We start from the raw sequence: 25,923 nt of genomic DNA, 5'->3' as shown, positions 1-25,923 counted from the left end.
GTTCATCTACAATAACCTAATGAAAATAACTAACTTCAGGATAAAACATGGCAGATTTTGATTATATATGTATCGGCGGAGGCAGTGGTGGTATTGCTTCAGCCAATCGCGCGGCTAGATATGGCAAGAAAGTAGCAATCATAGAAGCAACTGCCGTTGGTGGTACTTGTGTTAATGTGGGTTGCGTCCCTAAAAAAGTAATGTGGTTTGGTGCCCATGTCGCTGAAGCAATTAACTTATATGCGCCAGACTATGGTTTCGATGTCATCATCAATAAATTCGACTGGAAAACCTTAGTAGCAAGCAGAGAAGCCTACATTAAGCGGATCCATGGTAGTTATAGCAGCGGCTTTGAAAAAAATGGTGTGACCTTAATATCTGGTTTTGCCACTTTTGTTGATAAGAACACCGTTGAAGTAAATGGTAAACACTACACCGCGGATCATATTCTAATAGCCACTGGTGGCCGTCCCACCATTCCCAATATACCGGGTGCAGAATTAGGCATTGACTCTAACGGCTTTTTTGAATTAAACGAACAACCCAAACGCGCAGTGGTAATTGGCGCAGGATATATTGCTGTTGAACTAGCTGGGGTAATGCATGCCTTAGGCACGAAAACGGATTTAGCCGTGCGTAAACATGCTCCATTACGTAACTTTGATACCATGTTATCTGAAACCTTAGTGGAATTAATGGCCCAAGATGGCCCCACTCTGCACACCCATGCTACACCAACACAAGTGGTCAAAAATGCGGATAACTCATTAACCATTGAGTTTGAAAACGGAACAAAAATTGAGACCGATTGTGTGGTTTGGGCCATTGGACGTGAACCTGCTAATGATAAAATTGGCTTGGAAAATACCGGTGTAGAACTCACCGACCGTGGATACATCAAAGTCGACAAATTCCAAAACACCAATGTAGATGGTATTTATGCGGTAGGTGATAATATTGGCTATGTTGAACTTACTCCTGTTGCAGTGAAATCAGGACGTTTGTTGTCTGAGCGCTTATTCAATGGTCAAACAAATGCACAAATGGATTATTCTTTAATTCCAACTGTAGTATTTAGTCATCCGCCTATTGGCACTATAGGTTTGAGTGAAGACGAAGCAAAAGCACAATACGGCGAAGACAATATCAAAGTTTATACTTCTGGATTCGCGGCAATGTACACGGCAGTGACAAAACACCGTCAAATGACGCGGATGAAATTAGTCTGTGCAGGGAAAGAAGAAAAAGTCGTTGGCCTGCATGGTATAGGGGCTGGAATGGATGAAATACTGCAAGGATTTGGTGTAGCCATGAAAATGGGAGCAACTAAAGCTGATTTTGATGCCTGCGTTGCCATTCATCCGACTTCGGGCGAAGAATACGTGACTATGTAAACAAGCCAACTTAATTTTGAATGATGGCGTTTAACTCTAACTTTAGCGTATTTTCTAGCTAAAAATTAGAGTTGCCATCATTTTTTCGCTTTAGTTAAAAATCACTGAAATTATTCACTTTCGTTTAAATGCTTATTAATAAGACCAACGAAAATGTCATATTCCTGTTCCATTTTAACTAATAAACTATCAATCGCTGCAAAATTTGTTTTCAAGGCTTCAAGCTCTATATTGCCGAATATTCCATGCAATCTCATCCCCCCAAGATCACCGCTAACCCCTTTAAGTGAATGGCTTAATTGACTGGTTTGTTCTGCATCGCGATTAGCAACGCTTTCTCTAAGTGTTTGTATTTTTCCAGCCGAACTTTCTAAAAATATTCTGCAAATTTTGTTTAACAGAGTTTGATTATGCATCAATCGGGTAAGCGCCCCATCTTTATCCCACACTTCGCAAGTTGAGGCAGGGTGCTCTGTAGATAATCGATTCTCTTCACCTTCATCTATGACCTTCACGTCTGGTTTAAACACCGACAATACCCAACTAGTGAGTTTACTTATCAACTTTTCAGCAGAAATAGGTTTAGTCACATAGTCATTCATTCCTGCATCCAGACACTTTTGCCTTTCCCCTAGCATGGCATTTGCAGTCATAGCGATAATCGGAATATGACGATACTCTTCACCGGCTTCACCGTTTCGAATTTGTGTTGTTGCTTCATATCCATTCAACACTGGCATTTGACAATCCATTAGTACACAGTGAATAGCTTTCCCGTTAATCACCGATGCCTGGAGTTTTTGTATCGCCTCTTGGCCATTGGCGGCTCGCACAGTTTCGACTGTTGTCGGTTTTAAAATACCAACGGCTACTTCTACATTTATTTCATTATCGTCAACGACCAACACACGAGCGCCAGTCAATTTACTACCAGAATAGACGTCAAGGTTTAACATCTTATTTCTTTGTTGTTCAGTAACATTGCCTGGTGTTTGGTGTTTTTTATCTACGTACTTTAATAAAAACTCGGAAACTGAAACGGGTTTGGAAAGGTAAATAGGCTTCAAACGTTTAAACATTGTTTTCGCGTCAACAGCATTGAAAAGCATGACGACCTTTTCAGTATTCTTCGTTCCCTCATTAAGTTCTTCCCAACGATGTTCTAGCAATTGTGCACGCGGATCAACTTGGTCAACGATGACGATATCCGGCAACTGTTTGGGTATCTCAGCTTTTGATTCTAAATATTCACTAAGATCAGAATCAGGTAGCACAGTCGCCCCTAATTTATTGACTAAATTACTAAGGCTTTGATGGAGTTTCGAATTTTCTACTAAAATTGAAACAAATTGACCATTAAGGTATTTCTCGGCATTTTTAAAGGTCACATTGGCGTTTGGAATCTTTACTTCAAAACAAAAGGTACTGCCTTTACCCTTTTCAGATTCGAAGGTCACTTGGCCATTAAGTAAGTGACTTAACTGTTTACATATGGACAGACCAAGACCTGTCCCACCGTATTTCGAAGCAGTGCCACTATCTTCTTGAGAAAATGCATTGAATAAGCGTTGCTGATTTTCTTTAGCAATGCCAATTCCGGTATCAGATACTGAACATTCAAGAAGACAAAAACGACCATTCACTTGTTTTGATTTAGCTGTAACTAGGATATGCCCTTGTTCAGTAAACTTAATGGCATTGTTTAAAATATTAGTGACTATTTGTGCATAGCGATGGGGGTCACTTACAATGGATTCACACTCAATATCAATACTATCCAGTATAAATTCAAGCCCTTTTTCCTGGGCTTTGACCGCCATACTTCCACATAAACTTTCAATTAACTTACTCGGATTAAACGCTTTATGTTCAAGATCTAATTTCCCTGCTTCGATTTTCGACAGATCTAAAATATCGTTGATCAGCACCGCAAGAGAATTCACACTGACTTCCGTCATTTCCAGATACTGCATCTGCTGCTCACTAAGTGGCTCTTTTTTGATCAGATTTAATGTACCGATAATACCGTTGAGGGGCGTTCGCATTTCATGGCTTATATTGGAAATAAATGCGCTTTTAACGTTGCTGGCTTTTTCCAATTGTTCAGTCCGCTGCGCCACTTTAATTTCTAATTCAGCATTGGCTTTACGGATTTTTTCATCGGCTTTTCGCAAGCTAGTAATATCGCGAATAATGACGGCCACACCACTATACTCAACGCCGTCTTTTAGAATTTCAGACAATGATACTAGCAATTTAATATTTTCATTTTGTCGTAAGCTAGTTTCAAAAGGTTGCTGAACCTTACCTGCAGTTAATTTATTTAAGAGTTCAACAAAATTAAAATCTGGAAATAAAGATAGCTGATCAACAGGTTTACCTTTAACTCTGGCGAAATCTAATCCAAACAAACTTTTAGCCGCGCGATTCCAACTCGATATACGACCATCCTTAGTTAGGCCAAAAATAGCATCTTGGGAGCCGTTAACAATTGCATCCGATTCAGCCCTAGCTTCGGCAAGCTCTTGACTCTTCCGTAAGCCTCGCTGAAAAGCAGCTAAAACAACGGCTAAAACTGCGAGTATAATGAATAGGACAGTGTAAACATAAGTCCGTCTTTCCATTGCTAAAGCTTTGATAACCGACTCAGGGGTCATAATATGGGACACCAGAAAGCCGTCTTCAAAGTCCCCGCTGACAATTAACTTTTTAGCAGAAGAATAAAAATTTCCATTTGAGAAGTATTGCAAAGAGGAAAAGTCACTTTCACTGTCTAGCTCTAACTTTGCATTATGGTAATTATCCCAATTTGCGTCGGGGTTTAAATCTTTGCTAAACATTAATTCTGGTTTCGGATGAACTAAAAAAAAGCCATTACTGTCGGTCAATGCAAGCTGATTGGGCTTGTCGACAAGGGCTTGAATGGAGTTGAGAAACTCACTTGCATTGATATTAAGAATTAAAAAACCCAAACGTTCCATTTGATGATTAAAAAGTGGTATCGACAATCTGAGCATTGGGCGATAGGGAAATTCGATTCTGCCGAACTCGCGATTCAGTGAAATTCCGGACAAATAAATTTGTCCTGCCGATAATTGTGTACTTTGTGCGTAATAGTCTCGGTCACCTTTTTTCTGTAAATAGGCACTATTTACAACCTTTATCCCCCCGCCCGTGCGCTCAACTCGTACCAATTCTTTACCATCGTTTTCGGTGCCGATAAAACGCATTTGTTCATACTCTGAATTATTTTCGACAAAGGCCACAAAAATTGTTTCCAACCTTTTTTTCCACTGCTCATAGGTTGAACCATCGAATTGATTATTCTGTCCAATAGTATTTGCCACCCCTTCAATGGGTGGTGTACCAAATAAAAAACGTAAGTCGTTTCGATACTTAGACAAAGATTGCTGTATTTGTGTGTCTATTCGGTTGTTTGTTAGACGCTGAGTTTCTTCCACCGAAAGAAGAATATTGTTTTTGAGCTGAGTTTCAAAAATAACAACAGCGATCGCCATTATTGCTACAAACAGAAAAAAAGTAGGTACGAATAAGTTTTTTCTGTTGTACCAAGACTTTAATTTGGAGGGCCGAGGTTCAACTGACATTAATCACTCCAATGAAAAGCTACTGTTCAACATATAAAACTGTTGGAAAATTAAAAGAAAACGAAATTAAAATCGTAGGATTTCAATTCGCCTCTGCAAACTTTAGTTGCTCAGTAAAAACTAAGCAAATCAACAAACGAATTGATTACGTCCTTTTTGCTTTGCTAAATAAAGTGCTTTGTCAGCGCTACGAATAACTTCATTGGCCTTAAAACATTCATTGTGGACAGTAGAGCTATATATACCAATGCTTAAACTAACAATTCCATAAGGAGAAGATTCATGGGGTATGTTTAAATCTGCTACTTTTTGTAAGATTGTTTTAGCGATATGTTGGGCTCCAAGGCTGTCTGTATTAGGCAATAGACACAGAAACTCCTCACCACCATAACGAAATGACATGTCGACGGGTCGATGTAACACCTCTTTTAGTACTTTGCTGACCGCGATTAAGCATTGATCGCCGCTTAGGTGCCCATAACTATCATTAAATAATTTGAACCAGTCAATATCGAGCATAAACAATGACAAAGGCGATTGAGTCCGTTTTGACTGCAGAATAGACTTAGTCAACACTTCTTCAAGCAAATGCCGGTTATAAAGCCCGGTTAAACCATCAGTGAATGACATTCTCCTTAGAAAATCAGACTGCATTTTTAAGGTAAGATGGGCTTTAACACGGTTTAATAGGGTAATCCCATTAACCGGTTTATTTACAAAATCCACTCCACCAGCTTCCCAGCATTTATTTTCATCGTTTTGACTTTTTACAGAAGTAATAAAAATAACCGGTATATGTTGCAGACTTTGGTTATTTTTAATGGCGCGACATGTCTCTAAACCTGAAATCCCTGGCATCATTACATCCAACAAAATCAAATCTGGCGTCTGCTGCCGACAAAATGCTAAGGCTTCTTCCCCAGAATGAACCACTTTGGTTTGATACAAACTCGATAGCAAATCAGCGACCACCATCGCATTGATGGGTTCATCATCGACAATTAAAACCAGTGCCTCTTGCAAGGTACCTTGTTGAATATAATGTTTCCCAACCAACTACTTGACCTTTTAAAAATAGATTACGACGGTTTCTCTGCTTCTTATTGTAGTTCTGACAGATGAATTGTATGCCCCACGCACATTCAAAAATAAACTTCTTGGTATCTTTCATTACCATTGGACTGAGCTAAGAATTTAGCAACTCAATGTAATGATTTTATTTTGAAATTTCGAACCTCGACATAATATCAAAAAACACACTAAATTCCTGTGATATTGATCATATTATTACAAAGCTTCAAATAGAAACTTTCTCCAAAAGTTTGCATGAAAGCTTGGGGGTTTTATCGATTTTTCAGATACACAGAGGCCGGGGGAAATGACGTTTTATCCTGTTTGAGTTGAAGAGCTGAAATGATGAAATATTAACCCAAGGTCAGCGGGAAATTGAATTACCCAAAATATGAAGGTTATTAATTAAGCTATCTTGGTAAAACACAATGAAATCAATGAAAAAACTTTGAATTACACTCGTGAAGCGGTTGCAACATGTTCAAAATTCCACTAAGTTTTAAAACTCTGGTCTGCTCTTTCAATCAATCGATATGTAGATCAATAATTTGATTGTTCTGTCAGCAGTAGGAGACACGGTTGGGATGATTACGTCTGAGTATCTGGTAGACAGAATTGCCTCTGGCGAAACTCGAGCTGAACAACAATTAGTTAATAAATATTGGAAGAGCCTTTTTTTCATTTTAAAAAAGCAGTCTGATGATGACGAATTGGCCAATGATATTGCTCAAGATACCTTCCTCATCGTCATCGATAGTATCCGTAATGGTAAGATAGAAAATTCCTCTGCTTTGGGCGCATATATTCGTCAAACTGGCATTAATTTGCTGATTGCTCACTTTCGCAAAGAATCTCGCCGTAAAACCGAGTTTTCTGATTCCATCGACTTAGAATACCCGGATCCATCACAATCTCTAATCAATTCCCTTCATTCCGAAAAACTACTGGAAATAGTACAACAAATAATTAATGAGTTACCCGCTCAACGAGATCGCGATATGTTGTATCGCTATTTTGTATATGGCCAAACTAAAAAAGTCATTTGCAACGAATTTGATTTGAGTCCTGAGCATTTTGACAGAGTTTTGTATAGAGCACGCAATAGATTAAAACAACTAGTTCAACATAAGCTAGATATTGATTTCGATAAAACCAATTTAACCTCAATTTTTGCGTTTGCCTTGGCACTACAATTCTCAGCGTCTGAGCACAACCTTGCACTAGATATACCTGTAGATGATCCTTTATCTGCTCCCCCCCCTTCAATTGAAAAATTATTTCTCACTAAGGTGAGAGAAATTCAAGGCCCACAGCACTTAGTCATTAAGACCAACAAGGAAGATTAGTTCAGCCAGTTAATAACTATGTATATGTAGTTTATTGACCAGAGAAAATGAGAGGTGCTCATGAGACCAATGGATCAGGAATATATTCAAAATAACGATATTGCCAATCGATATATGCAAGGCAAACTTTGTGCAGAAGAAAGTGAAGAATTTGAAGTCTATTTAATGGAGAACTCTGAAATTGTTGATCAATTGGAGTTGGACTCAATGTTGATTAATACATTGCCATTAATTAATACAACTTCGAAACCTAAAAACAGTTTTTGGCAATCCTTATTTAAAACGCCAACTCGAGCAAGTTTAACGACCTTGGGCAGTTGTATTTTAGTGTTCACTTTAATGCTTAACTATAACCATTTTAGCTTTTTCGAGAAGACGCTAAGTTCGCCTTCAATGGTTTACGTTTCTTCGGTTAGAGGGAATACCACAAGTGTTGATGCAAGCTTCTCTCTTAATGAAATATCCTCATCAGTTTCTTTAGTCCTTCAAGACGAATTCAATGCCAACGATAAATATCAAGTTGATATTTACGCTAATACCGAAAAAAAGCCTTCGTACACAGGAACATACATACCCAATACCGATAGAGAAGTAATTATTTCTCTGTATAAAGAAATGTTGCAGCCTGGTTTGATGAAGATTGAATACTCTCTTGATGAGTCAAACACTAAAAAGAAAAAAGTACTGGTAGTAGTAGTAAGAGATTAGTTATGTTGGACTTTAGTTTCACCCATAAAATAAAAAAAATGTGGAAGAATGATTATTTAAGCGACCCTGTTTTACTGCAAATTGCAGAAAAGCTAATGGAAAATAACAACACGGTACCATCAAGTAACCTAGATGCGGGAATGACTTATTTTGGTCAAATGATCGCCCATGATATTGCTCCTCACACCACACTTCCTGAGCATGCAGTCAGAAATATCAGTAACGAACTTTTACTCGACAGCTTATATGGTGGTAATCAAAATATAGTTAACGATCGATTTGAAATGCGCTCAATTGAGTGGCAAGGAGTGAAAGGCTTCGACGTCGTAAGAGATGAACAGGGGCAAGCACTAATTCCAGAGCATCGCAATGATATAAACGATATTATTTGTCAACTTCATTGCTTCTGGCAAAATTTTCATAATCAACTCATTGAAGCGCCTTATCATTTTGATTTCGAAAATGCGAAATGTCATACCATTCTCAGTTTTCAGTTTGTGACTATCGAGTATTTTCTAAAGAACCTGTTGGATCCGCACATTTTTGACGTGTATTTTAATCAACAGGTAAAACCTGAATTGCCATTCAAGCCAGAGCAGCGTTTAGACTATTTTCATAATAGCGCATTTCGTTTTGGTCACAGTATGGTAAGAAATAGCTATGCACTTAGGCGTTTTCAACCTGAAGTACCGTTAACCTCACTCTTTACCTCTTCGCAAAAAATAAAAGATAGGCATGTCATCCAGTGGCATCGCTTTTTTGGTGACAATCAAAAAGCCAATAAAATTGATTTATCTTTATCCGATGCCATGTCGAGAATTCGATTTCCTTCGGATAATTCAGAAATGATTCGAATTATCTATAAAAATATGCTGGCTGGACTGAATAAGCAGCTCCCTTCAGGATATAACATCGTCAAAAAAATCAATTCTGATGACGCCCTTAGGGACATTTTCCAACTCATGCCCCTCACTCAACTTCCAAAGGAATTCGAGGGTATAGAAGAACTTAATATGCAAAATTTGCCACTATGGACATACATACTCCATGAGGCAGCAACTACTCATAATGGCGAGCGACTAGGTAAACTAGGGAGTATTCTTATTGCCGATGTTTTGCATGACGCCATAAATACTAAAGCATTAACCATCTTTAAAAATGGCACCTATGATAAACGCCACGCATTGAATGTACTGAGTGAAGTGAAAGATAAGTTGCTCGATGAGCACAACAATGTAGACTTGCAAAAGCTTTTCACTGTGAACTAAGGAAACTGCATGTCTGAACAAATTATAAGAGAGATCAAAGCGTTAGGTATTGAAGCCCTTGACCAATCCGCGGCAACTAAATCATTAGAAGAAATAGTTTCACAAATTAGTCCATGGTTTTTTGTTCCAGATCGAAGATACTTTATAGAGATCAGTAAGCAAAAAATAGGTGATTTGCTTTATGTACAGGAAACCGCTGTCAATCAAGATGGTTCAAGTGCTAATGAATGGCCGGAACTTTTCCGGCTAGCGTCGGATAATACAGTATTTGTGCTGAATGAAGATAAAACACAGCTCGTCAATATTAACGATGGTATCTCAACCATTATTTTCGACGATTTAGAGGGTTGGCATATTACAGAATGGACCAACTATCTACCTGCAGATGATAACCCCGAAAGTGAAATTGTGGCTCATGTGATTTGGCAAGATAAACATGGAAATATGGCTAAGTCTAAACACAGTTGGATCGTTTACCTCCTCGATTAAGTCTAGGTTATGATTAAAAGTGTCACTGTTTAATGGTGACACTTACCTCAAGTTTCTTATGGCAAACAGAATTTATAGGTTACAATGGCGCAACCATTGTTATATCAAGACGTGTTTTGCTAAGTATGTTTCGTATTCTGCCGTACTGTATTGTGTTGTTCTGTACCAGCTTTGTTTGCAGTGCAATGGAATCTACAACTTCCACCTTCACTCAAGTGAGCCAGTTTGCGCTATTCAAGCTTAGCGATGCAGAACAGCTATTAGATGTCGAAATTTTCGTAAATAATCAATCCATTGAGAAAAAACATCTCGATAATCGCGACCACCAGTACTTTTCTTTAATTCGATTACCTCAAACCAATATTGCACAGAGCTCTATCAGAGTCATTGTAAATTACAGTAAAGAAACGCCTAAAATAGAGGTAATACCGTTAGATAAAGAGGACTATGGCGCTCACAAAAATGCCTTAGCAGTGTTAACCGATTCATCGCCTAGCCATGATCAACAGCCTTATGAAATCATCTCTCGATTCACTACCCCAAATTTACAAACAGACTTTTCTGATTGGGCTCTTCGACACCTTTTGGTAGACGCGAACAAAGCTCAAAAAGGCCACCTTAGCTTTTTAATTAATTTTAATTTAAATAAGTTTAGAGCCGAAGACATTCTTGAACAATGTAATGCATGGACTAGGTACAGTGATCCAATAAAGCAATTAGAAACCGCTGTCGATGTAAAGTTTGCAGCGCAACTAGCCGCTACGCTTTATGTTTACTCTAAACACCACGGTAATCTAGTTGATGACCACAGCAGCCTATTTAATTCAGCAAAATTTATGTCCGGCTGCGGACGCATTTTCTCAGATATGCCCCCCAATCAACAAGCAGATATAGACCTTGATATCTACGCTAAAAATTTATATCAAAGGGTACTTGAAACGCTATCGAAAACACCGAATTGGTTAACTGCAGATATTCTTCATCACCTATGGTTTTATTATAATTTCGAAGATAAGCACAGTTTAGCCTTAGAAACCGTTAAAAGTGCGATTGCTAAAGCAGAAAAAGCCCCCCAATACCAGTTTTTGATGACAGAGCTGTATAGTAACGCGTTTTTGTCTTCTTATCGGCAAGGCGCATTCGCTCAAGCCCATAATTACTTAAATAAAGGGCTAAATATAGGCACTCCATCGAGTCAGTCCAATATCGCTCCATTGTTATATAGCAAAGGTTTTTTGCTCTTTCAAACCGGTGAGTTTGACACTGGCGAAAGTTACTTTTTCGATACCATAAAGCAAGTTCAAAAGACCTCGTCTAGTCAAAAATGGGAGCTCGCGAGCTGTTTAAAACTAGGCCCTCAGAACTTAATGATTGCACGAGCAGCGGTAATGATAGGAGCGACTAGTCGAGAACAGGGTAACTTTAAAGGGGCCAACCAATGGTTGCAGTGTGCTGAGCATTTATTAAAAGATCAGCACGATTATTATCAAATTGTATTGCAGGTAGAGCTTGCCAAAACAGCCATTAAACAGAAAGAGTTCAATAAGGCAAGCGCGCACTTAGATAAGGTATTCAATGATCCACGGACCCTTGACACCACTAAGATAGACGCCAAAATCCTACAATTGAAAGTAGATAATGTCCATTTAGCCAAACCAAGTAACCGCGAAGAACTAGATGAATTAGCCGCTTTGCTGGGCTACGATAGTTTTTACGATGAAAATGTTAGTAACATTAACGACGCCACACTTCCGATAAAGCAAATTGAAGTATTTACCCTATTGGTACAAATAAGTCAGCAAGAAAAATCCTTTAAATGGATAGATATATTTGCAGACAAAGCCATGTCATTAATAGAGAAAAGCCGCTCGAATGTGGCCAATCCTCAGGCTTGGAATGCTGCGAGGTTTAGCTTTATCAATACCTATATTAGTTCGTTACTCGACTCTAAACGATTTAAATACGAATCAAATACTCACTATTCGAAATTATTCGAAGTTTTAGAAAAGTTTTATTCTGTTGATCCTAAACAAGAAAAAAACCTATTTTCCATCGACGAGGCAGCCAAAGATAACGCCGAGCAAATTCAACTTTTTTATAATGTATGGCTAGCAGAAGAAAAACGAATGCTGTTAACCGACTCAGCAGATGAAAAGTTGCGTTTTTATGAAGCAAGAGATGACTATTTTGCCCAAGTGCTAAACCAACAAAATAATAACGTTGAAGTTTCGCATATATCATTAGATAGTTTTCAACAACTATTGCCACCAGAGCAAATGCTGGTTAGATATTTTTCTGATGGGCAATCCATGTATTCGCTTTATGTCACCCGCACTAGTATATCGGTCCAAAAAGTGGCGGAAATGACCTTACTTGCAAACATGGTAGAGAATTACGTCAAGGGTACTTCAGCATCAAGTAGGCCCTGGTTAAATGCCGAGTATCAAGATATTGCTTTGTTACCCCTAGATATCATTGAACAACAACACATCGATAAAATTCTAATTATTCCCGATGAAAGTTTACATAAGATGCCCTTTTCAATGTGGAATACCAATAGCAAAGGAGGTCGCTATAAGCCGCTAGTAGAAACATCACAATCTGTTTTTATTACATCTGCCACCTCATATTTTGAACAATTACATGCTTCTGACTCTGAAACCTTCGAAATATCGATATTTGCCAACCCTGATTTCAGCGGCTCAGAAAGTGAAGCCATGGGCACCTTACCTGAACGACTTTCTTTAGCATCGTTACCCGGCACGCTTAAGGAAGCAGAGTTTGTGGCGAATTTATTCTCTGAACAGCAAATTAATAAAGGTTTTGCAGAAAATGCAACTAGCCAATTTTTGATGTCAAATAAAGTACGAAACTCAAAAATATTACACATTGGAACCCATGGATATTTTGACAAGAAGTCGCCGGATATTGTGGGCGTATTAACTGCAGGGGAAACAATTGCAGGTAATATTACCCCCGGATTTTTGAGTTTGAGCCAACTTTTAAGCAAACCCGTATCTTCTGATTTAGTGTTTGTGAGTGGCTGCGAAACTATGGTAGGGAAGAATTATAAAGGCTCAGGAATGCGCAGTATTACCAGAGGCTTTTTAGCCCAAGGCGCAAAAACTGTAGTAGGAACTATCTGGGCAATTCAAGATAGACCTACCTCAGAGTTCGTTAAACAATTTTATGCAAATTTGCTGGAATTGAGTGGCGATGCACCAAAGGCCTTGCAGTTAACCCAATATAGGTTTCACTCATCAGGTAAATATAGACACCCTAAATATTGGGCTGGATTCGTTTTAACCTCGTCAAATCAGGGTGACAGTCAAATTTTTAGCTCAGCATTAGCGAAGAACACTCTGCACGATTAAAATCGTATAAAAATTTACCCTAAAACATTTCATAATTAATGATTTCAGACTAATCTATACTTACTTGTAATGTCCTAAACATTCCCTTTGTAATTGATTAATTTGGCTGAACTTTTATGAATGAACGGTTTTTATTTGCAGAAGATCTACCTGAAGAAAAAGATACCCTAGATAACAAATGGAATATTTTAGTTATTGATGATGAGCCTGAAGTTCATAATATTACCCGCATAGTTCTCAATGATTTGACCTTTGATAATGGCACATTACGCTTATACAGTGCTTATTCTGCTGCCGAAGCAAAAGAGCTGATCTTAACTAGTTCAGAAGACTTTGCCGTTGCCATTGTTGATGTGGTTATGGAAACGGTTCATGCGGGTTTAGATTTCGTTAAATGGGTCAGAGAAGTACAGAACGACCATAAAATTCGGCTGTTTTTGCGCACAGGGCAGCCTGGAGAAGCCCCCGAAGAAAGTGTGATCCGTGATTACGACATTAATGATTATAAAAACAAGACAGAGTTAACCGCCCTTAGATTAAAAACGTCAGTGTACTCTGCATTGCGCAGTTATAGAGATATATTAATCATTGAAAAACATAGGATTGGCCTTGAGAAAATCATCGCAGCCTCTTCCGAGTTTATAGAATGTGAAACCCTTCCCCAATTTGGCTCTGCTATCTTAAAACAAGTCGCCCTAGTGTTGGGTATTGATGAAGAAACTGTGATTTGTTGCGCAGTATCAAAAGACGCCAGTAACCATTTTAGCGACGTACATATACTCGCCATGAACCAAGCTCAATCTGATACTTCCTCGCCCTTAAATAAAGAGATTGAGGGACGTATCAAACGCGCCCTGGCCCTCAAGCAATCCATTTATGAAGAAGACTATTTCATTGGATATTTTACCACCAAACAGCATACCGAAAATGTACTTTACGTGGCTCAGAGTAAACAACTAGAGTCCATGCAACATAGCTTGTTGGAATTTTTTGCCAACAATATCGCCGTCATTCATGAGAATTTGAAGCTGCGTGATGTTATCAAAGAGTCTCAAAAGGAATTGTCTTATATTATTGGTGAAGCCGTTGAAATGCGAAGTAAAGAAACAGGTAGTCACGTTAAACGAGTCGCACAAACCAGTTTTATGCTCGCCAAACTCTACGGATTAAATGATTTCGAGTCCGAAATGATTAAACTGGCATCCCCTCTTCATGATGTAGGCAAAGTAGGTATTCCCGATTACGTGTTAAATAAACCTGACAAACTCAGTCAAGATGAATGGAAAGTCATGCAAACCCATGCGCAAATCGGTTATGAAATGCTTACCAGAACGGATAACCCCATTCTGCAGTTAGGTGCAACCATAGCCAGACAGCACCACGAAAAATGGGATGGTACGGGTTACCCTCAAGGTCTTAAAGGGGAAGAAATCCATATAGCCGGTCGCATTTCCGCACTGATGGATGTATTTGATGCACTAGGCAGTAAGCGTTGTTATAAAGATCCTTGGGGGCATCAGCAAATTATCGATTTTATTCAGGGGCAACGAGGTGAAGCATTCGAACCTAAATTGGTCGATTTACTACTCAGTAATATTAGTGAGTTTAATCAAGTTAGAGAACAATTCCCGGATAGCATTTAGTAAGTTGTTTACTCTAGTATTCAAGGTATTTTATCACCCCTTGATAATCTGAATGTTGCGACAGCCAGCAACCTCTAAGCACAAAGCATATCTTGTTGCGAACAGTAAACATAAAAAACGCATTCCTAGGAATGCGTTTTTTAATCTCAAAATAAGCGCTGAATTTATAGAATAAAGCGGCTTAAATCTTCATTATCGACAAACTTATCAAGATGCTCATTCACATACTGTGCATCCACAGATACCGACTCATCTTGCATTTCAGAAGCATCAAAAGAAATATCTTCCATCAGACGCTCCATCACAGTATGCAGGCGTCGCGCCCCGATATTTTCGGTTCGTTCATTAACCTGCCAAGCTGCTTCAGCAATGCGTCGGATGCCATCTTCAGTGAAACTGACGTTCACACCTTCTGTTGCCATAAGCGCGCTATATTGCTCAGTTAATGACGCATTGGGTTCAGTCAATATACGCACAAAATCTTCCACACTCAGGGCAGAGAGCTCAACTCGGATGGGTAAACGACCTTGTAATTCAGGAATGAGATCTGACGGTTTGCTCATCTGAAAAGCGCCTGATGCGACAAACAAGATATGGTCAGTCTTAATCATTCCATGTTTAGTCGAGACCGTAGAACCTTCAACTAAAGGCAGTAAATCGCGCTGAACTCCTTCACGGGAAACATCAGCACTACCAGTGCCTTCACGTTTACAAATTTTGTCTATTTCATCAATAAAGACGATGCCATTCTGCTCAGCATTAAAGAGTGCTTTTTCTTTCAGTTCTTCTTGATTCACTAATCGAGCGGCTTCCTCTTCTACAAGTAGTTTGAATGCTTCTTTAATTTTCAGTTTCTTTTTCTTTTTTTGCGAACCGGATAAATTCTGAAACATCCCTTGAAGTTGATTGGTCATCTCTTCCATGCCTGGAGGAGCCATGATTTCCACCCCCACTTGAGGCAGGGCAACGTCAATTTCGATTTCTTTATCATCCAGCTGACCTTCACGTAATTTTTTACGGAAAGTTTGACGAGTGCCTTTATCTTCAACTTTTTCTTTTTCACCCCAGGCATTTTCTGGCGGCGGTAAAAGTGCATCAAGAATACGGTCTTCAGCGGCTTCTTCAGCTCGATATTTCACTTTTTCAGTTTCTTGTTCTTTGGTCATTTTAATAGAGATATCCGCCAGGTCGCGAATAATACTCTCTACTTCTTTACCAACATATCCCACTTCAGTAAATTTCGTTGCTTCAACTTTAATAAAAGGCGCATTTGCCAGCTTCGCTAATCGACGGGCTATTTCCGTTTTCCCCACACCAGTGGGACCGATCATTAAGATATTCTTTGGTGTGACTTCTTGACGTAATTCAGCGTCTAATTGCATACGACGCCAGCGATTACGCAAGGCAATTGACACTGCTCTTTTGGCATCTTGTTGACCAATAATGTGACTGTCCAACTCGTGGACAATTTCTCTTGGAGTCATCTCAGACATAAAAAACCTTTAAAATGTGTCGCACTGAAGCAATTTAATCAGTGCTATTAAAATTAGTAATCTAACGTTTCTATAGTTTGGCTGTGGTTGGTAAAGACACAGATATCACCGGCGATCGTCAGGCTTTTTTCAGCAATTTCTTTGGCACTTAGATCTGTATTTGCTAATAGTGCAGTCGCGGCAGATTGAGCATAAGGCCCCCCGGATCCAATAGCGATAAGATCCTGCTCTGGCTGAACAACATCACCATTACCTGTGATAATAAAAGAAGCCGTATGGTCGGCCACCGCCAGCAGCGCTTCTAACTTACGCAGCATCCTATCTGTGCGCCAATCCTTCGCCAACTCTACGGCAGCTTTAGTTAAATGCCCCTGATGCATCTCCAATTTGCTTTCAAAACGTTCGAAAAGGGTAAAAGCGTCTGCAGTGCCTCCTGCAAAACCCGCGATGACTTTATCGTTGTAGAGTCTGCGCACTTTTCGTGCATTCCCTTTCATTACAGTGTTTCCTAACGAAACCTGACCGTCACCGGCGATGACGACTTGATTATTACGGCGTACGGATACTATGGTAGTCACGTCTGCTCCTTGTTTGGCTCAACTTTCGACTCACTTCATATGCGAGTCACGATTCATGCAGTATATGTGGGGAGCGGTAAGGAATTTTCAAGCGCTAAGGTCTAAGTATCTTAAAAAATGAAGGCGATATAGGTGGATTAGACTCGAATTTCTCTTTTTAGGCCTAACGACCATGCTACAAATAGGTAGGCGGCGACTTTAGCCCCGCGGCAATCATTACCGTGAAAAATCCCATGGCCTAAAGACCATGCTACAGGGGGGTTATAAATCCACGGGGAAATCTTGTAGGCGGGTGCTTTAGCCCCGCGAAAAAATCCATGGAATGTTAAACCTGTAGGCGGTGGCTTTAGCCCCGCGGCAATCATTGCCGTGAAAAATCCCATGGCCTGAAATCCATGGCCTAAAGACCATGCTACAGGGGGTTATCAATCCACTGGGGAATCTTGTAGGCAGGTGCTTTAGCCCCGCGAAAAAATCCATGGCCTAAAGACCATGCTACAGGGGGGTTATAAATCCACGGGGGAATCCTGTAGGCGGGTGCTTTAGCCCCGCGGCAATCATTGCCGTGAAAAATCCATGGCCTGAAATCCATGGCCCAACATCCCATGGCCTAAAGACCATGCTACAAATATGTTGATGAGTTTAAAGATCCCAATACCAAATTTGGCAAGATCCAATGCCGATGCGTTGGATAACATGTCGGTCGGTCTCAGCATCTCGTTTATAATCATAAGGACCCAGAATGACGCGATACCATAGACCACTTTTTCCTTCACTGGCTTTCACCAAAGATTCTAACCCTTGCAAAGCAAGCTGGGCACGCATTTTCTCGGCTTGTTGCTTCTGTCTAAATGAACCACATTGCATCAAATATGGGCGTGCTGACTTCTCTTGTTCTTTGCGATCTATCTCTACGCTACCGTGTTCCAGTTCTTCTGGATAGATATATTCCTCTTCTGGCATTTCAGGCAAGTCATCCTGCTCTTCGGTTTTTTCTTCTAGCTTTTGCGTCTGAGCTTTGTTTTGAGACGCTTTTGAAGATGCTTGCTGAATTTCAGTTTCAGGATCATCTTCTGAATTAGTTGGATGACTTATAGCCCATAAAAAATAAGCGAAACCACCCACAAGAATGACGGTAATGAAAAGCGGAAACCAAGGACGTTTTGGCTTTTCTACTTTTTTGGTGGGTTTCTTTTTAGGTGCTTGACCTCGTTTTACAAAATCTTTGTGTGCCATATTTTTAATTATTTTTATTAATGAGAGTCTGATTTCTAAGGTATTGAACTAATGAAAATGCAATTGAAATAGTTGAATTGGAATACCCAGTAGATGCATTTTACTTCTGAGTGAAGGCAAATAGTATCGTGAACCGCGTGATAAAACCAACAATAAAACCAAGATTTATATGAAATCCTGTGGATCTATATCAATTGACCAGCGAACTTTTCGAGCCGCCGGCAATGCTTCAATTTCAGCTGCAAAATGACCAATAATCTGGTTGAGTACAGCGCGACTTTGACTCTGCATTAACAGTTGCATTCGATACTTACCTTGACGTTTTTCCATAATAGCTGGAATAGGCCCAACCAGACGAACCTGCGGATGTTGCATCATCTGCGATACTTGCGATAGAAACTCAAACCCATCCTGGGCTTTTAAAGACTCAGTTCTAAACAACCCATGAAAACTAAACGGCGGTAGATTTGCTAACTTTCTTTCGCTGAGTGCAAATCGAGCAAAATGCCCATAGCCGTTATGAATTAAATCTTGTAAAAGTGGGTGTCCAGGTTGATGAGTTTGCAACCACATTTCTCCAGGTTTTTCTGCTCTGCCTGCTCTACCCGACAATTGCGTGATCAGCTGAGCAAGATGCTCTGAGGCTCGAAAATCTGCGCTAAAAAGAGCACCGTCTGCGTCTAGTATCACCACTAAAGTTACATTCGGAAAATGGTGGCCTTTAGATAAAATTTGGGTACCAATCAAAATCTGGTGCGCACCGCGATTAATTTCGGTTAGTAAATTATCTAACTTGGCTTTCCCTCTCACACTGTCGCTGTCAATGCGAACCGAACTGTATTGGGGAAATTGTTGCTGCAAATACATGGTTAGTTGTTCTGTCCCCACTCCCTGGGTGATTAATTCTTGATGGCCACATTCTTTACATTGCTTGGGTAACGATTTAGCCGCGCCACAATGGTGGCATTGCATCTTGTATAATGCTTTATGCACTGTGTAGGGTTTATTACATCGACGACATTCCTCTACATGACCGCATTGGTGACACAATAACGCCGGTGCAAATCCTCTGCGATTTACAAACAACATCACCTGATTACCGGCTTTTAGGTGCTGTTCAATACGTGTCAACATACCTGCAGCAAGACCAGCAGTAAGGGGTTGGTTAGTAATGTCTAATACATTCTGTTTTGCCGGAAGTGCATTTCCCGCTCTTTGATGGAGCTGTAATAACTGGTAACGTCCAGATAATGCATTGTTTAGAGACTCGAGGCTAGGCGTTGCAGAACCGAGTATAAGTGGGATCTGATGCTCTTTGGCACGAATTACAGCTAAATCACGAGCACTGTATTTCAGGCCATCCTGTTGTTTATAGGACGCATCATGTTCTTCATCAACAATTAGCATACCAGGACGGGCCATAGGTGTGAAAATAGACGAACGCGTGCCTATGATGATGCCTAACTTGCCTGAGCGGCTTTTTTGCCAAACCACTAAACGTTCGTTGTCAGTAAGATTGGAATGTAGAATGCCCACTTCAATCTCAAAACGCTTTTCAAAACGCTTTACGGTTTGCGGTGTTAAACCAATTTCAGGAACCAGTATTAAGACTTGCCGCTGTTTCTTAAGGACTTCTTCAATACTTTGTAAGTACACTTCCGTTTTACCACTGCCGGTAATCCCCTCCAATAAAAAGCATGTGTAACGAGATAACGATTGACTGATAGCAGTTATAGCTAAGGCTTGCTCAACATTAGGCTGAGGTTTTGAAATAGTTGCTGGGAGAATGAATTCTGCAGTCTCGCTTTGAGGATCTACAGAGTCTAATTTGGCGATATTCTTTTCAACCAACCCTTTGATCACGCCATCGGTGTATGTCTGTCGAATAGAACTTACCGCGATCGGATGCTCAAGTAGTTCAGTGTATAACTCTCGTTGTTTTTTAGCGCGATTAAGCTGTTCTGGAATTTCATCCTGATTAGCAACAATTAAACTTAGAACTTGGATAGGCTTTGGCTTGTCAGACTCGCCTTTGCGTAGTGCCACAGGCAAAACGGTGTGCATAACTTCACCAATGGGGTGATGATAATAACTAGCTAACCAATTAGATAAGGATAATAGGCTTTTGTCGATAACCGGTTGCTGGTCAAGAACCTGGCTAATGGGCTTCAATTTGTCTAAAAATGGCGAGTCATCTGTTGTAGAAATAACAATACCAATGAGTTCTCTTGGACCAAATGGCACTCGAACACGACACCCGGGCAGTAAACCACTCTGTTCACACAAATAATCGAATAATTGTCGCTTGGGCAATGGCAGGGCAACTTGATAAATGGGCATGGGCGAAATTCGATTATCCTAGACGGTTTAGTGCCATCAAAGACACTATATGGTTAACAAACAGTCAAAAAACAACTTGATCAATACAGTCCTTTACATTAATATGCGCGCCTCTTTGCGGCAAGCCGCTATTTAATTTAATTTGCGTATGGTGTGCAACTTCGGGTTGTATAGCGATACGGCCCAGAAATGAGGTAATCCATATGAAACAAGATATTCATCCAGAATACACTGAAATGACTGCAACTTGCTCTTGTGGCAACAAAATTGTTGTTCGTTCAACCCTTGGGAGAGACATGAACCTAGACGTATGTTCAGCATGTCACCCATTCTACACTGGTAAGCAACGTAACGTTGACACTGGTGGCCGTGTTGATAAGTTCAAGAAACGTTTCGGTGCATTGGGCAAAAAATAAGCCTAACTGCTACGAATTCGAAAAGGCGCTTCAAGCGCCTTTTTTTGTGCCTATTAGGTTTAGTCCAAAGGCAAGGTTATTGGGCAATTACATCATGAATATGTTTGAGTGATGGCAACTTTCTCTCTGATTGATAGAATAAACGATTTAATCGTCCTAACAAATTAATAGAGCGAGTCGGATCTTTCGGCTTGCGGCGATGTGAGCTTGCTGTTTGTAAAAACTCCCAAGGTTTTAAATTCATGCTAGCTATCTGCTCAGAAGTAATTCCCTGAGCATGAATGGCAGATAAAATACGTTCTGTCTTACTTTCTTGTATTGGAATTATCTGTTTGGTGTAAACCTGAGCAAGGGGATCGCCAATTGCTGAAAGTGTATTATTAATAACCTGCCAGACTGAATCATGCTCAAAGGGATGATTATGGGGTGCATAGTAGCCCATTATTTCCCATTCCAATTCAACATTGCTGATGGCTATTGAGCTTTGCAACTCTTGAGAAAAAGACAAATCTGGTCGGGCACCAATGTTGTACACATCAACAGAAAAACCTAAACAGATCACTAAATCACCAGTGACCTTAGGGTCATGATATAAGGCTTCAAATGCTGCCCGCTTTACCCCCATCCAGCCATGTACCATAGGTGTTTGGGTAGCAAAATCACGCACATCATCAGGTAAATCTTCGCCATACTTTTCAATATATAAAGGAAGTGGATCTTGCTGAAGCTGATCGTCTGGTACCCATATCTCATATTCCTGACGATTATCTCCTTTACCACGACTTTTGATCCCATAGGATAAATTTGTTGGTCGACAAATATTACGGTCTTCGCCCACACGGTGAAAATATTCTGAACGGAAACGTTTAATAAAAGGGGCATCTAAGCCCGCAAGAGCAGCGGTGGGATAACGAAAGCCTAAATCGCTTTTTGCCACTAAAGAGAGACCAGGTAATACCTTGGTCAGAACCGATTTAACCCCCTTTAGAATGGCCAAATTAGGCAAAACGATGCTACGTTCAGGCTCGATACATTGCCTCTGCCCATCTGAACTCATAAATTTAGGCGTTTTATGATAATCATATTCAGCAAAACCAAGTTCAGCAGCATGGGCATTTCTAATCAGCGCTAAATCGGTGAATAACGCATCATGGTTTTTTATGTGTTTGATTAACGGTCGGTTATCAGTCATAGGCTAAGGAAAATTAGATTAGTATTATGTTGCGTATGGTAATCACGTTATAAAGGGATATGGGTTCTAACACAAGTGAAAGATTTGAAGTATGACCTAATGAAACGATATATAAACAACTCAAACTTTTATAGCATAAAAGGATAGAATATGAGTCTGAATGTGCTTAGTTGCAAACTCATATCACATTCATGAATAGTATTCATAGTCTCATCTGATATGTGCTTTGGTTTGAGCTATGCTACATTCCATTAACAGGTGAAAGCCGCTTTGCCATATCTTTAAAGATATACAACAGCGTTAAAATTAAAATAATAAGCTGATACCAATTATTTACCCGTAACCAAACATACCACTAATGACTAATATAACAATAAGTGGATGTACCCTACAAAGTAAGGACCTAGACAGTTATGTCTGATTTTCGACAAAAAGCATTGGATTATCATTCCAAACCTATTCCGGGAAAAATTAGCGTAGAACTAACTAAACCAGCGGAAAGTGTAACAGATTTAGCATTGGCTTATAGCCCAGGTGTGGCTGAGCCGGTTAGAGAGATTGCCGCAGATCCAAGCGCAGCGTATTTATATACCGGCAAAGGTAATACTGTGGCAGTTATCACCAACGGCACAGCCATTTTAGGCTTAGGTAACTTAGGGCCGCTTGCATCCAAACCTGTAATGGAAGGCAAAGCATTATTGTTTAAGCGCTTCGCCGGTTTAGATTCAATCGATATTGAAGTCACTCACCGTACAACCGAAGAGTTCATCAATACAGTGGCAAATATCGCAGATACCTTCGGCGGCATTAATTTAGAAGATATTAAAGCCCCTGAGTGTTTTGAAATTGAACAAGAATTAATAAAACGTTGCTCAGTACCCGTGTTTCATGATGACCAACATGGTACAGCCATAGTCACGGCCGCTGGAATGCTAAATGCCTTAGAGATCCAGGGAAAAAATATCGGTGACGTCAATATTGTGTGCATGGGAGCGGGCGCTGCAGCTGTTGCCTGTATGGAATTATTGATTAAATGTGGTGCGCAACGTGAACGCATATATATGCTCGACACTAAAGGCGTTATTCATACCCGCCGTGACGACTTAACTCCCCATAAATTAATGTTCGCTAACAATACTGATAAACGTACTTTAGAAGATGTCATGGAAGGAGCAGATGTATTTGTGGGTGTATCAGGACCTGATGTTTTGCCAGCTGAAGCCCTTAAATTAATGGCGGACAATCCGGTCATTTTTGCTTGTTCAAACCCTGATCCGGAAATAAAGCCCGAATTAGCCCACCAAACTCGTGATGATATCATTATAGCAACGGGTCGTTCTGATTATCCCAATCAGGTTAATAACGTTCTGTGTTTTCCATTTATCTTCCGTGGCGCATTAGATGTTAGAGCCTCTAGCATAAATGATGAAATGAAGATTGCTGCCGTTAATGCCATTCGCAGTATTGCCAAAGAGCCCGTTCCACAACAAGTGCTCGATGCCAGTGACATAGACAGTTTAGAGTTTGGTCGTCAATACATCATTCCTAAACCTATGGATCCTCGCCTGTGTAAACGAGTGGCAACAGCGGTTGCACAAGCCGCAATCGATTCAGGAGTTGCAGCAATTACAGAGATTCCGGAAAACTATTTGGCTTGATGTTAGCCACAAAGGAAAGGCGCAATGCGCCTTCTTTTTTAGCTCATATAAGTGCGATTAGTTGCTTATGCGCCAATGTGCAAAAGCAACTATTGCGAATGCTAAAACATAACACTTGAATGGGCTTAGAATATCAGTGCACCCCAAGGGAATATGAGGTGCCTGATTTTAAGGTTTAATTAGTCTCTATTGCGACCAAACTTATCGTGGCTACTCACCCAATGACCGCCAATCACTGCACAGGCAAGGGAAATATCCCCAGCTAACACTGTTGCAGCAACTATCTCAGCAAGTTTATTGGCTTTACCTGTGCCGTAACAGCCCATTAATTCCAAACACTCTTTTTGCGTAGGCAACCCCGTACCGCCGCCGTAAGTTGCGACAATTAACGAAGGTAAAGTCACTGACAGGTAGAAGTCACCATTTTCTAGCAACTCATGAGAAAGTAAACCTGCGTGGGACTCCACCACATTAGCTTCATCTTGACCTGTAGCAATAAATAACGACGCGATCCCATTCGCTGAATGTGGACCATTATAGGCAGCACCCGCCATCAACGCACCAGTATTAGCCAGCACAGTAGCGCGAGCCAACATTTTAGTGTCTACCTTCATGATTTTTTTGAGTACGTCTTTTTTCAACACGATCTCGGCAATAACTCGTTTACCACGAGAATGCAGCATATTCAGATGAGAGTGCTTTTTATCCGTATCCATATTGCCTGACAACAGATATTCACATTTTTCAGGATAGTTCGCGACAATCCACTCGCAGGCAGCCAGAGTGGCCTTACCCACCATATTTTGACCCGCAGCATCTCCGGTGGTGTAGTTGAAACGTAGATAACGTGTTTTCGAAACAGACCACTGCATAATGTGTTCAAGCTTACCAATACTAGTGGTTGTTTCTGCGGCAGCTTTAATTGCTAGAAAATGTTCATCAACCCACTTGCCAAACTCTCGAGCTTCTCTGGCGTTTGCGAAGATAAACGCAGGGGCGCGTTGCATGAATTGTTCTACTACTGTGGTGTTAACCCCACCACACTCGTTAATCACCCGCATACCTCGGCTGTAACTAGCAACTAGCGTCCCTTCAGTGGTAGCTAGGGGTACATGAAATAATCCATTCGCATACTCACCATTTACTTGAACGGGTCCGGCAATGCCTACAGGCATCTGTACTACACCGATGAAATTTTCGATATTACCTGGGAGCGCTTCAGGGTCGATAGAAAAATGCCCTGTATGTGGCAGTTCCGTGCCAGTTTGCTCAGTAAGGTATTCACGACGTTTTTGGGCCCACTCGAGACTATGATCATTCATTGTGTTGCGCGGGATACGTGGTGTTTTTACCATGTTGGCTTGTCCTCAATTGGCGATATTTATATGACTATCTATTCATTTCGTTGATTTATAAATAAAACAACTCATGTCCTGTATCTAAATGCCTTGATGCAATCTACTTGCCAAGGCAAGATTAATACACAAAGATGAATAAATCATGAAATTCACTCGAATCTTGACTATTTTTGCACCAATATTGGGATTTTACAATTGAGTATTGACGCAAATAAAACATAGTTTACTAACTGAACCAATTATTCCTTGCTTTAGTCATCCACTTCTTTGACTTCTAACCCCATGGCTTCCATTAACTCTCTGGCTTCTTTTGGAATACGATTAGGGTTATCTTTGCGCAAATCGTCGTCATCTGGAAGCGGTTGCCCTGTAAAAGCGTGCAAAAACGCCTCACACAACAATTCCGAATTGGTTGCGTGTCTTAAGTTATTAACCTGTCGACGTGTTCGCTCATCCGTAAGGACTTTTAATACCTTCAACGGAATTGACACTGTCACTTTTTTTACGAGTTCACTTTTTTTACCGTGTTCAGCGTAGGGATGTATGTATTTTCCGTTCCATTTTGCCATACTGTTGCTCTTTTATCTTTCTTATAAGAGGAAAGTCTAACCTCAAGTCTATTAGATGTCTAAACATCTTGACGGCTTATCATTCTCAGTTTAGTTTAGACGTCTAAACGGCTAATATTAGTTTTCACTGAAAAGTACTGACTAATTGAATCGATATTATTATTTTTTTACCTATTGGAGTA

Annotated in this window: 19 protein-coding genes; 9 read left to right on the top strand and 10 right to left on the bottom strand. The window is 40.2% G+C overall.

Annotated elements, in window-relative coordinates:
- Nucleotides 1-47 precede the first annotated feature (47 nt).
- Nucleotides 48-1,394, top strand: a complete 1,347-nt coding sequence (gene gorA / locus ACYVIL_RS08975; protein WP_460312247.1) for a glutathione-disulfide reductase — start codon at nucleotides 48-50, stop codon at nucleotides 1,392-1,394.
- 110 nt (nucleotides 1,395-1,504) lie between these two features.
- On the opposite strand, the gene ACYVIL_RS08970 is transcribed toward gorA, so the two are convergent.
- A complete protein-coding gene (locus ACYVIL_RS08970; protein WP_460312246.1) occupies nucleotides 1,505-5,002 on the bottom strand; it encodes an ATP-binding protein in 3,498 nt (1,165 codons plus the stop codon).
- 129 nt (nucleotides 5,003-5,131) lie between these two features.
- Complete coding sequence (locus ACYVIL_RS08965; RefSeq protein ID WP_460312245.1) at nucleotides 5,132-6,058, bottom strand: GGDEF domain-containing response regulator; 927 nt, start codon at nucleotides 6,056-6,058, stop codon at nucleotides 5,132-5,134.
- Between the two features lie 599 nt (nucleotides 6,059-6,657).
- On the opposite strand from ACYVIL_RS08965, the gene ACYVIL_RS08960 reads away from it, so the two are divergent.
- The 6 genes from ACYVIL_RS08960 to ACYVIL_RS08935 all read left to right on the top strand — a co-directional run bounded on the left by ACYVIL_RS08960 (nucleotide 6,658) and on the right by ACYVIL_RS08935 (nucleotide 14,901).
- Nucleotides 6,658-7,419, top strand: coding sequence for an RNA polymerase sigma factor (locus ACYVIL_RS08960; protein ID WP_460312244.1), 762 nt, complete (start codon nucleotides 6,658-6,660; stop codon nucleotides 7,417-7,419).
- 60 nt (nucleotides 7,420-7,479) lie between these two features.
- On the top strand, nucleotides 7,480-8,127 hold the full coding sequence (locus ACYVIL_RS08955) for a hypothetical protein (protein ID WP_303471568.1): 648 nt from the start codon (nucleotides 7,480-7,482) through the stop codon (nucleotides 8,125-8,127).
- A 2-nt stretch (nucleotides 8,128-8,129) separates the two neighbouring features.
- A complete protein-coding gene (locus ACYVIL_RS08950; RefSeq protein WP_460312243.1) occupies nucleotides 8,130-9,395 on the top strand; it encodes a peroxidase family protein in 1,266 nt (421 codons plus the stop codon).
- A 9-nt stretch (nucleotides 9,396-9,404) separates the two neighbouring features.
- Nucleotides 9,405-9,884 carry a hypothetical protein gene (locus ACYVIL_RS08945; protein WP_303471571.1) on the top strand — a complete coding sequence of 160 codons (480 nt, stop codon included), beginning with the start codon at nucleotides 9,405-9,407 and terminating at the stop codon, nucleotides 9,882-9,884.
- Nucleotides 9,885-9,916: 32 nt separating this feature from the next.
- Nucleotides 9,917-13,258: a CHAT domain-containing protein gene (locus ACYVIL_RS08940; protein ID WP_460312242.1), complete on the top strand. Its 3,342-nt coding sequence runs from the start codon at nucleotides 9,917-9,919 to the stop codon at nucleotides 13,256-13,258.
- Nucleotides 13,259-13,374: 116 nt separating this feature from the next.
- Complete coding sequence (locus ACYVIL_RS08935) at nucleotides 13,375-14,901, top strand: DUF3369 domain-containing protein (protein ID WP_460312241.1); 1,527 nt, start codon at nucleotides 13,375-13,377, stop codon at nucleotides 14,899-14,901.
- Between the two features lie 164 nt (nucleotides 14,902-15,065).
- Here ACYVIL_RS08935 and hslU read toward each other — a convergent pair whose 3' ends face one another.
- From hslU to priA, 5 genes are all read right to left on the bottom strand, one after another.
- Nucleotides 15,066-16,394 carry an HslU--HslV peptidase ATPase subunit gene (hslU, locus tag ACYVIL_RS08930; RefSeq protein ID WP_303471576.1) on the bottom strand — a complete coding sequence of 443 codons (1,329 nt, stop codon included), beginning with the start codon at nucleotides 16,392-16,394 and terminating at the stop codon, nucleotides 15,066-15,068.
- Nucleotides 16,395-16,447: 53 nt separating this feature from the next.
- Nucleotides 16,448-16,972: an ATP-dependent protease subunit HslV gene (gene hslV / locus ACYVIL_RS08925; protein WP_303471578.1), complete on the bottom strand. Its 525-nt coding sequence runs from the start codon at nucleotides 16,970-16,972 to the stop codon at nucleotides 16,448-16,450.
- A 137-nt stretch (nucleotides 16,973-17,109) separates the two neighbouring features.
- On the bottom strand, nucleotides 17,110-17,355 hold the full coding sequence (locus tag ACYVIL_RS08920) for a hypothetical protein (protein WP_460312240.1): 246 nt from the start codon (nucleotides 17,353-17,355) through the stop codon (nucleotides 17,110-17,112).
- 259 nt (nucleotides 17,356-17,614) lie between these two features.
- Entirely contained in the window at nucleotides 17,615-18,208 is a 594-nt protein-coding gene (locus tag ACYVIL_RS08915) for an SPOR domain-containing protein (protein WP_460312238.1), read from the bottom strand.
- A 165-nt stretch (nucleotides 18,209-18,373) separates the two neighbouring features.
- Entirely contained in the window at nucleotides 18,374-20,548 is a 2,175-nt protein-coding gene (gene priA / locus ACYVIL_RS08910) for a primosomal protein N' (protein ID WP_303471583.1), read from the bottom strand.
- Between the two features lie 203 nt (nucleotides 20,549-20,751).
- Here priA and rpmE point away from each other — a divergent pair, with 203 nt between their 5' ends.
- Nucleotides 20,752-20,964 carry a 50S ribosomal protein L31 gene (gene rpmE / locus ACYVIL_RS08905; protein ID WP_216049138.1) on the top strand — a complete coding sequence of 71 codons (213 nt, stop codon included), beginning with the start codon at nucleotides 20,752-20,754 and terminating at the stop codon, nucleotides 20,962-20,964.
- 76 nt (nucleotides 20,965-21,040) lie between these two features.
- Here the strand turns inward: rpmE and ACYVIL_RS08900 are convergent, their stop codons facing one another.
- Nucleotides 21,041-22,156 (bottom strand): hypothetical protein, encoded by a 1,116-nt coding sequence (locus ACYVIL_RS08900; protein WP_460312237.1) that lies wholly within the window; start codon nucleotides 22,154-22,156, stop codon nucleotides 21,041-21,043.
- Nucleotides 22,157-22,569: 413 nt separating this feature from the next.
- Here ACYVIL_RS08900 and ACYVIL_RS08895 point away from each other — a divergent pair, with 413 nt between their 5' ends.
- On the top strand, nucleotides 22,570-23,814 hold the full coding sequence (locus ACYVIL_RS08895) for a malic enzyme-like NAD(P)-binding protein (RefSeq protein WP_460312236.1): 1,245 nt from the start codon (nucleotides 22,570-22,572) through the stop codon (nucleotides 23,812-23,814).
- Nucleotides 23,815-23,993: 179 nt separating this feature from the next.
- Here the strand turns inward: ACYVIL_RS08895 and ACYVIL_RS08890 are convergent, their stop codons facing one another.
- Together ACYVIL_RS08890 and metJ are read right to left on the bottom strand one after the other, a co-directional pair.
- Entirely contained in the window at nucleotides 23,994-25,169 is a 1,176-nt protein-coding gene (locus ACYVIL_RS08890) for a hydroxymethylglutaryl-CoA reductase (RefSeq protein ID WP_303471591.1), read from the bottom strand.
- A 254-nt stretch (nucleotides 25,170-25,423) separates the two neighbouring features.
- On the bottom strand, nucleotides 25,424-25,741 hold the full coding sequence (metJ, locus tag ACYVIL_RS08885; protein ID WP_303471594.1) for a met regulon transcriptional regulator MetJ: 318 nt from the start codon (nucleotides 25,739-25,741) through the stop codon (nucleotides 25,424-25,426).
- Between the last annotated feature and the right edge of the window lie 182 nt (nucleotides 25,742-25,923).

It is taken from the genome of Aliiglaciecola aliphaticivorans (assembly GCF_054782055.1).
This window is presented reverse-complemented; position numbering and strand designations above follow the sequence as displayed.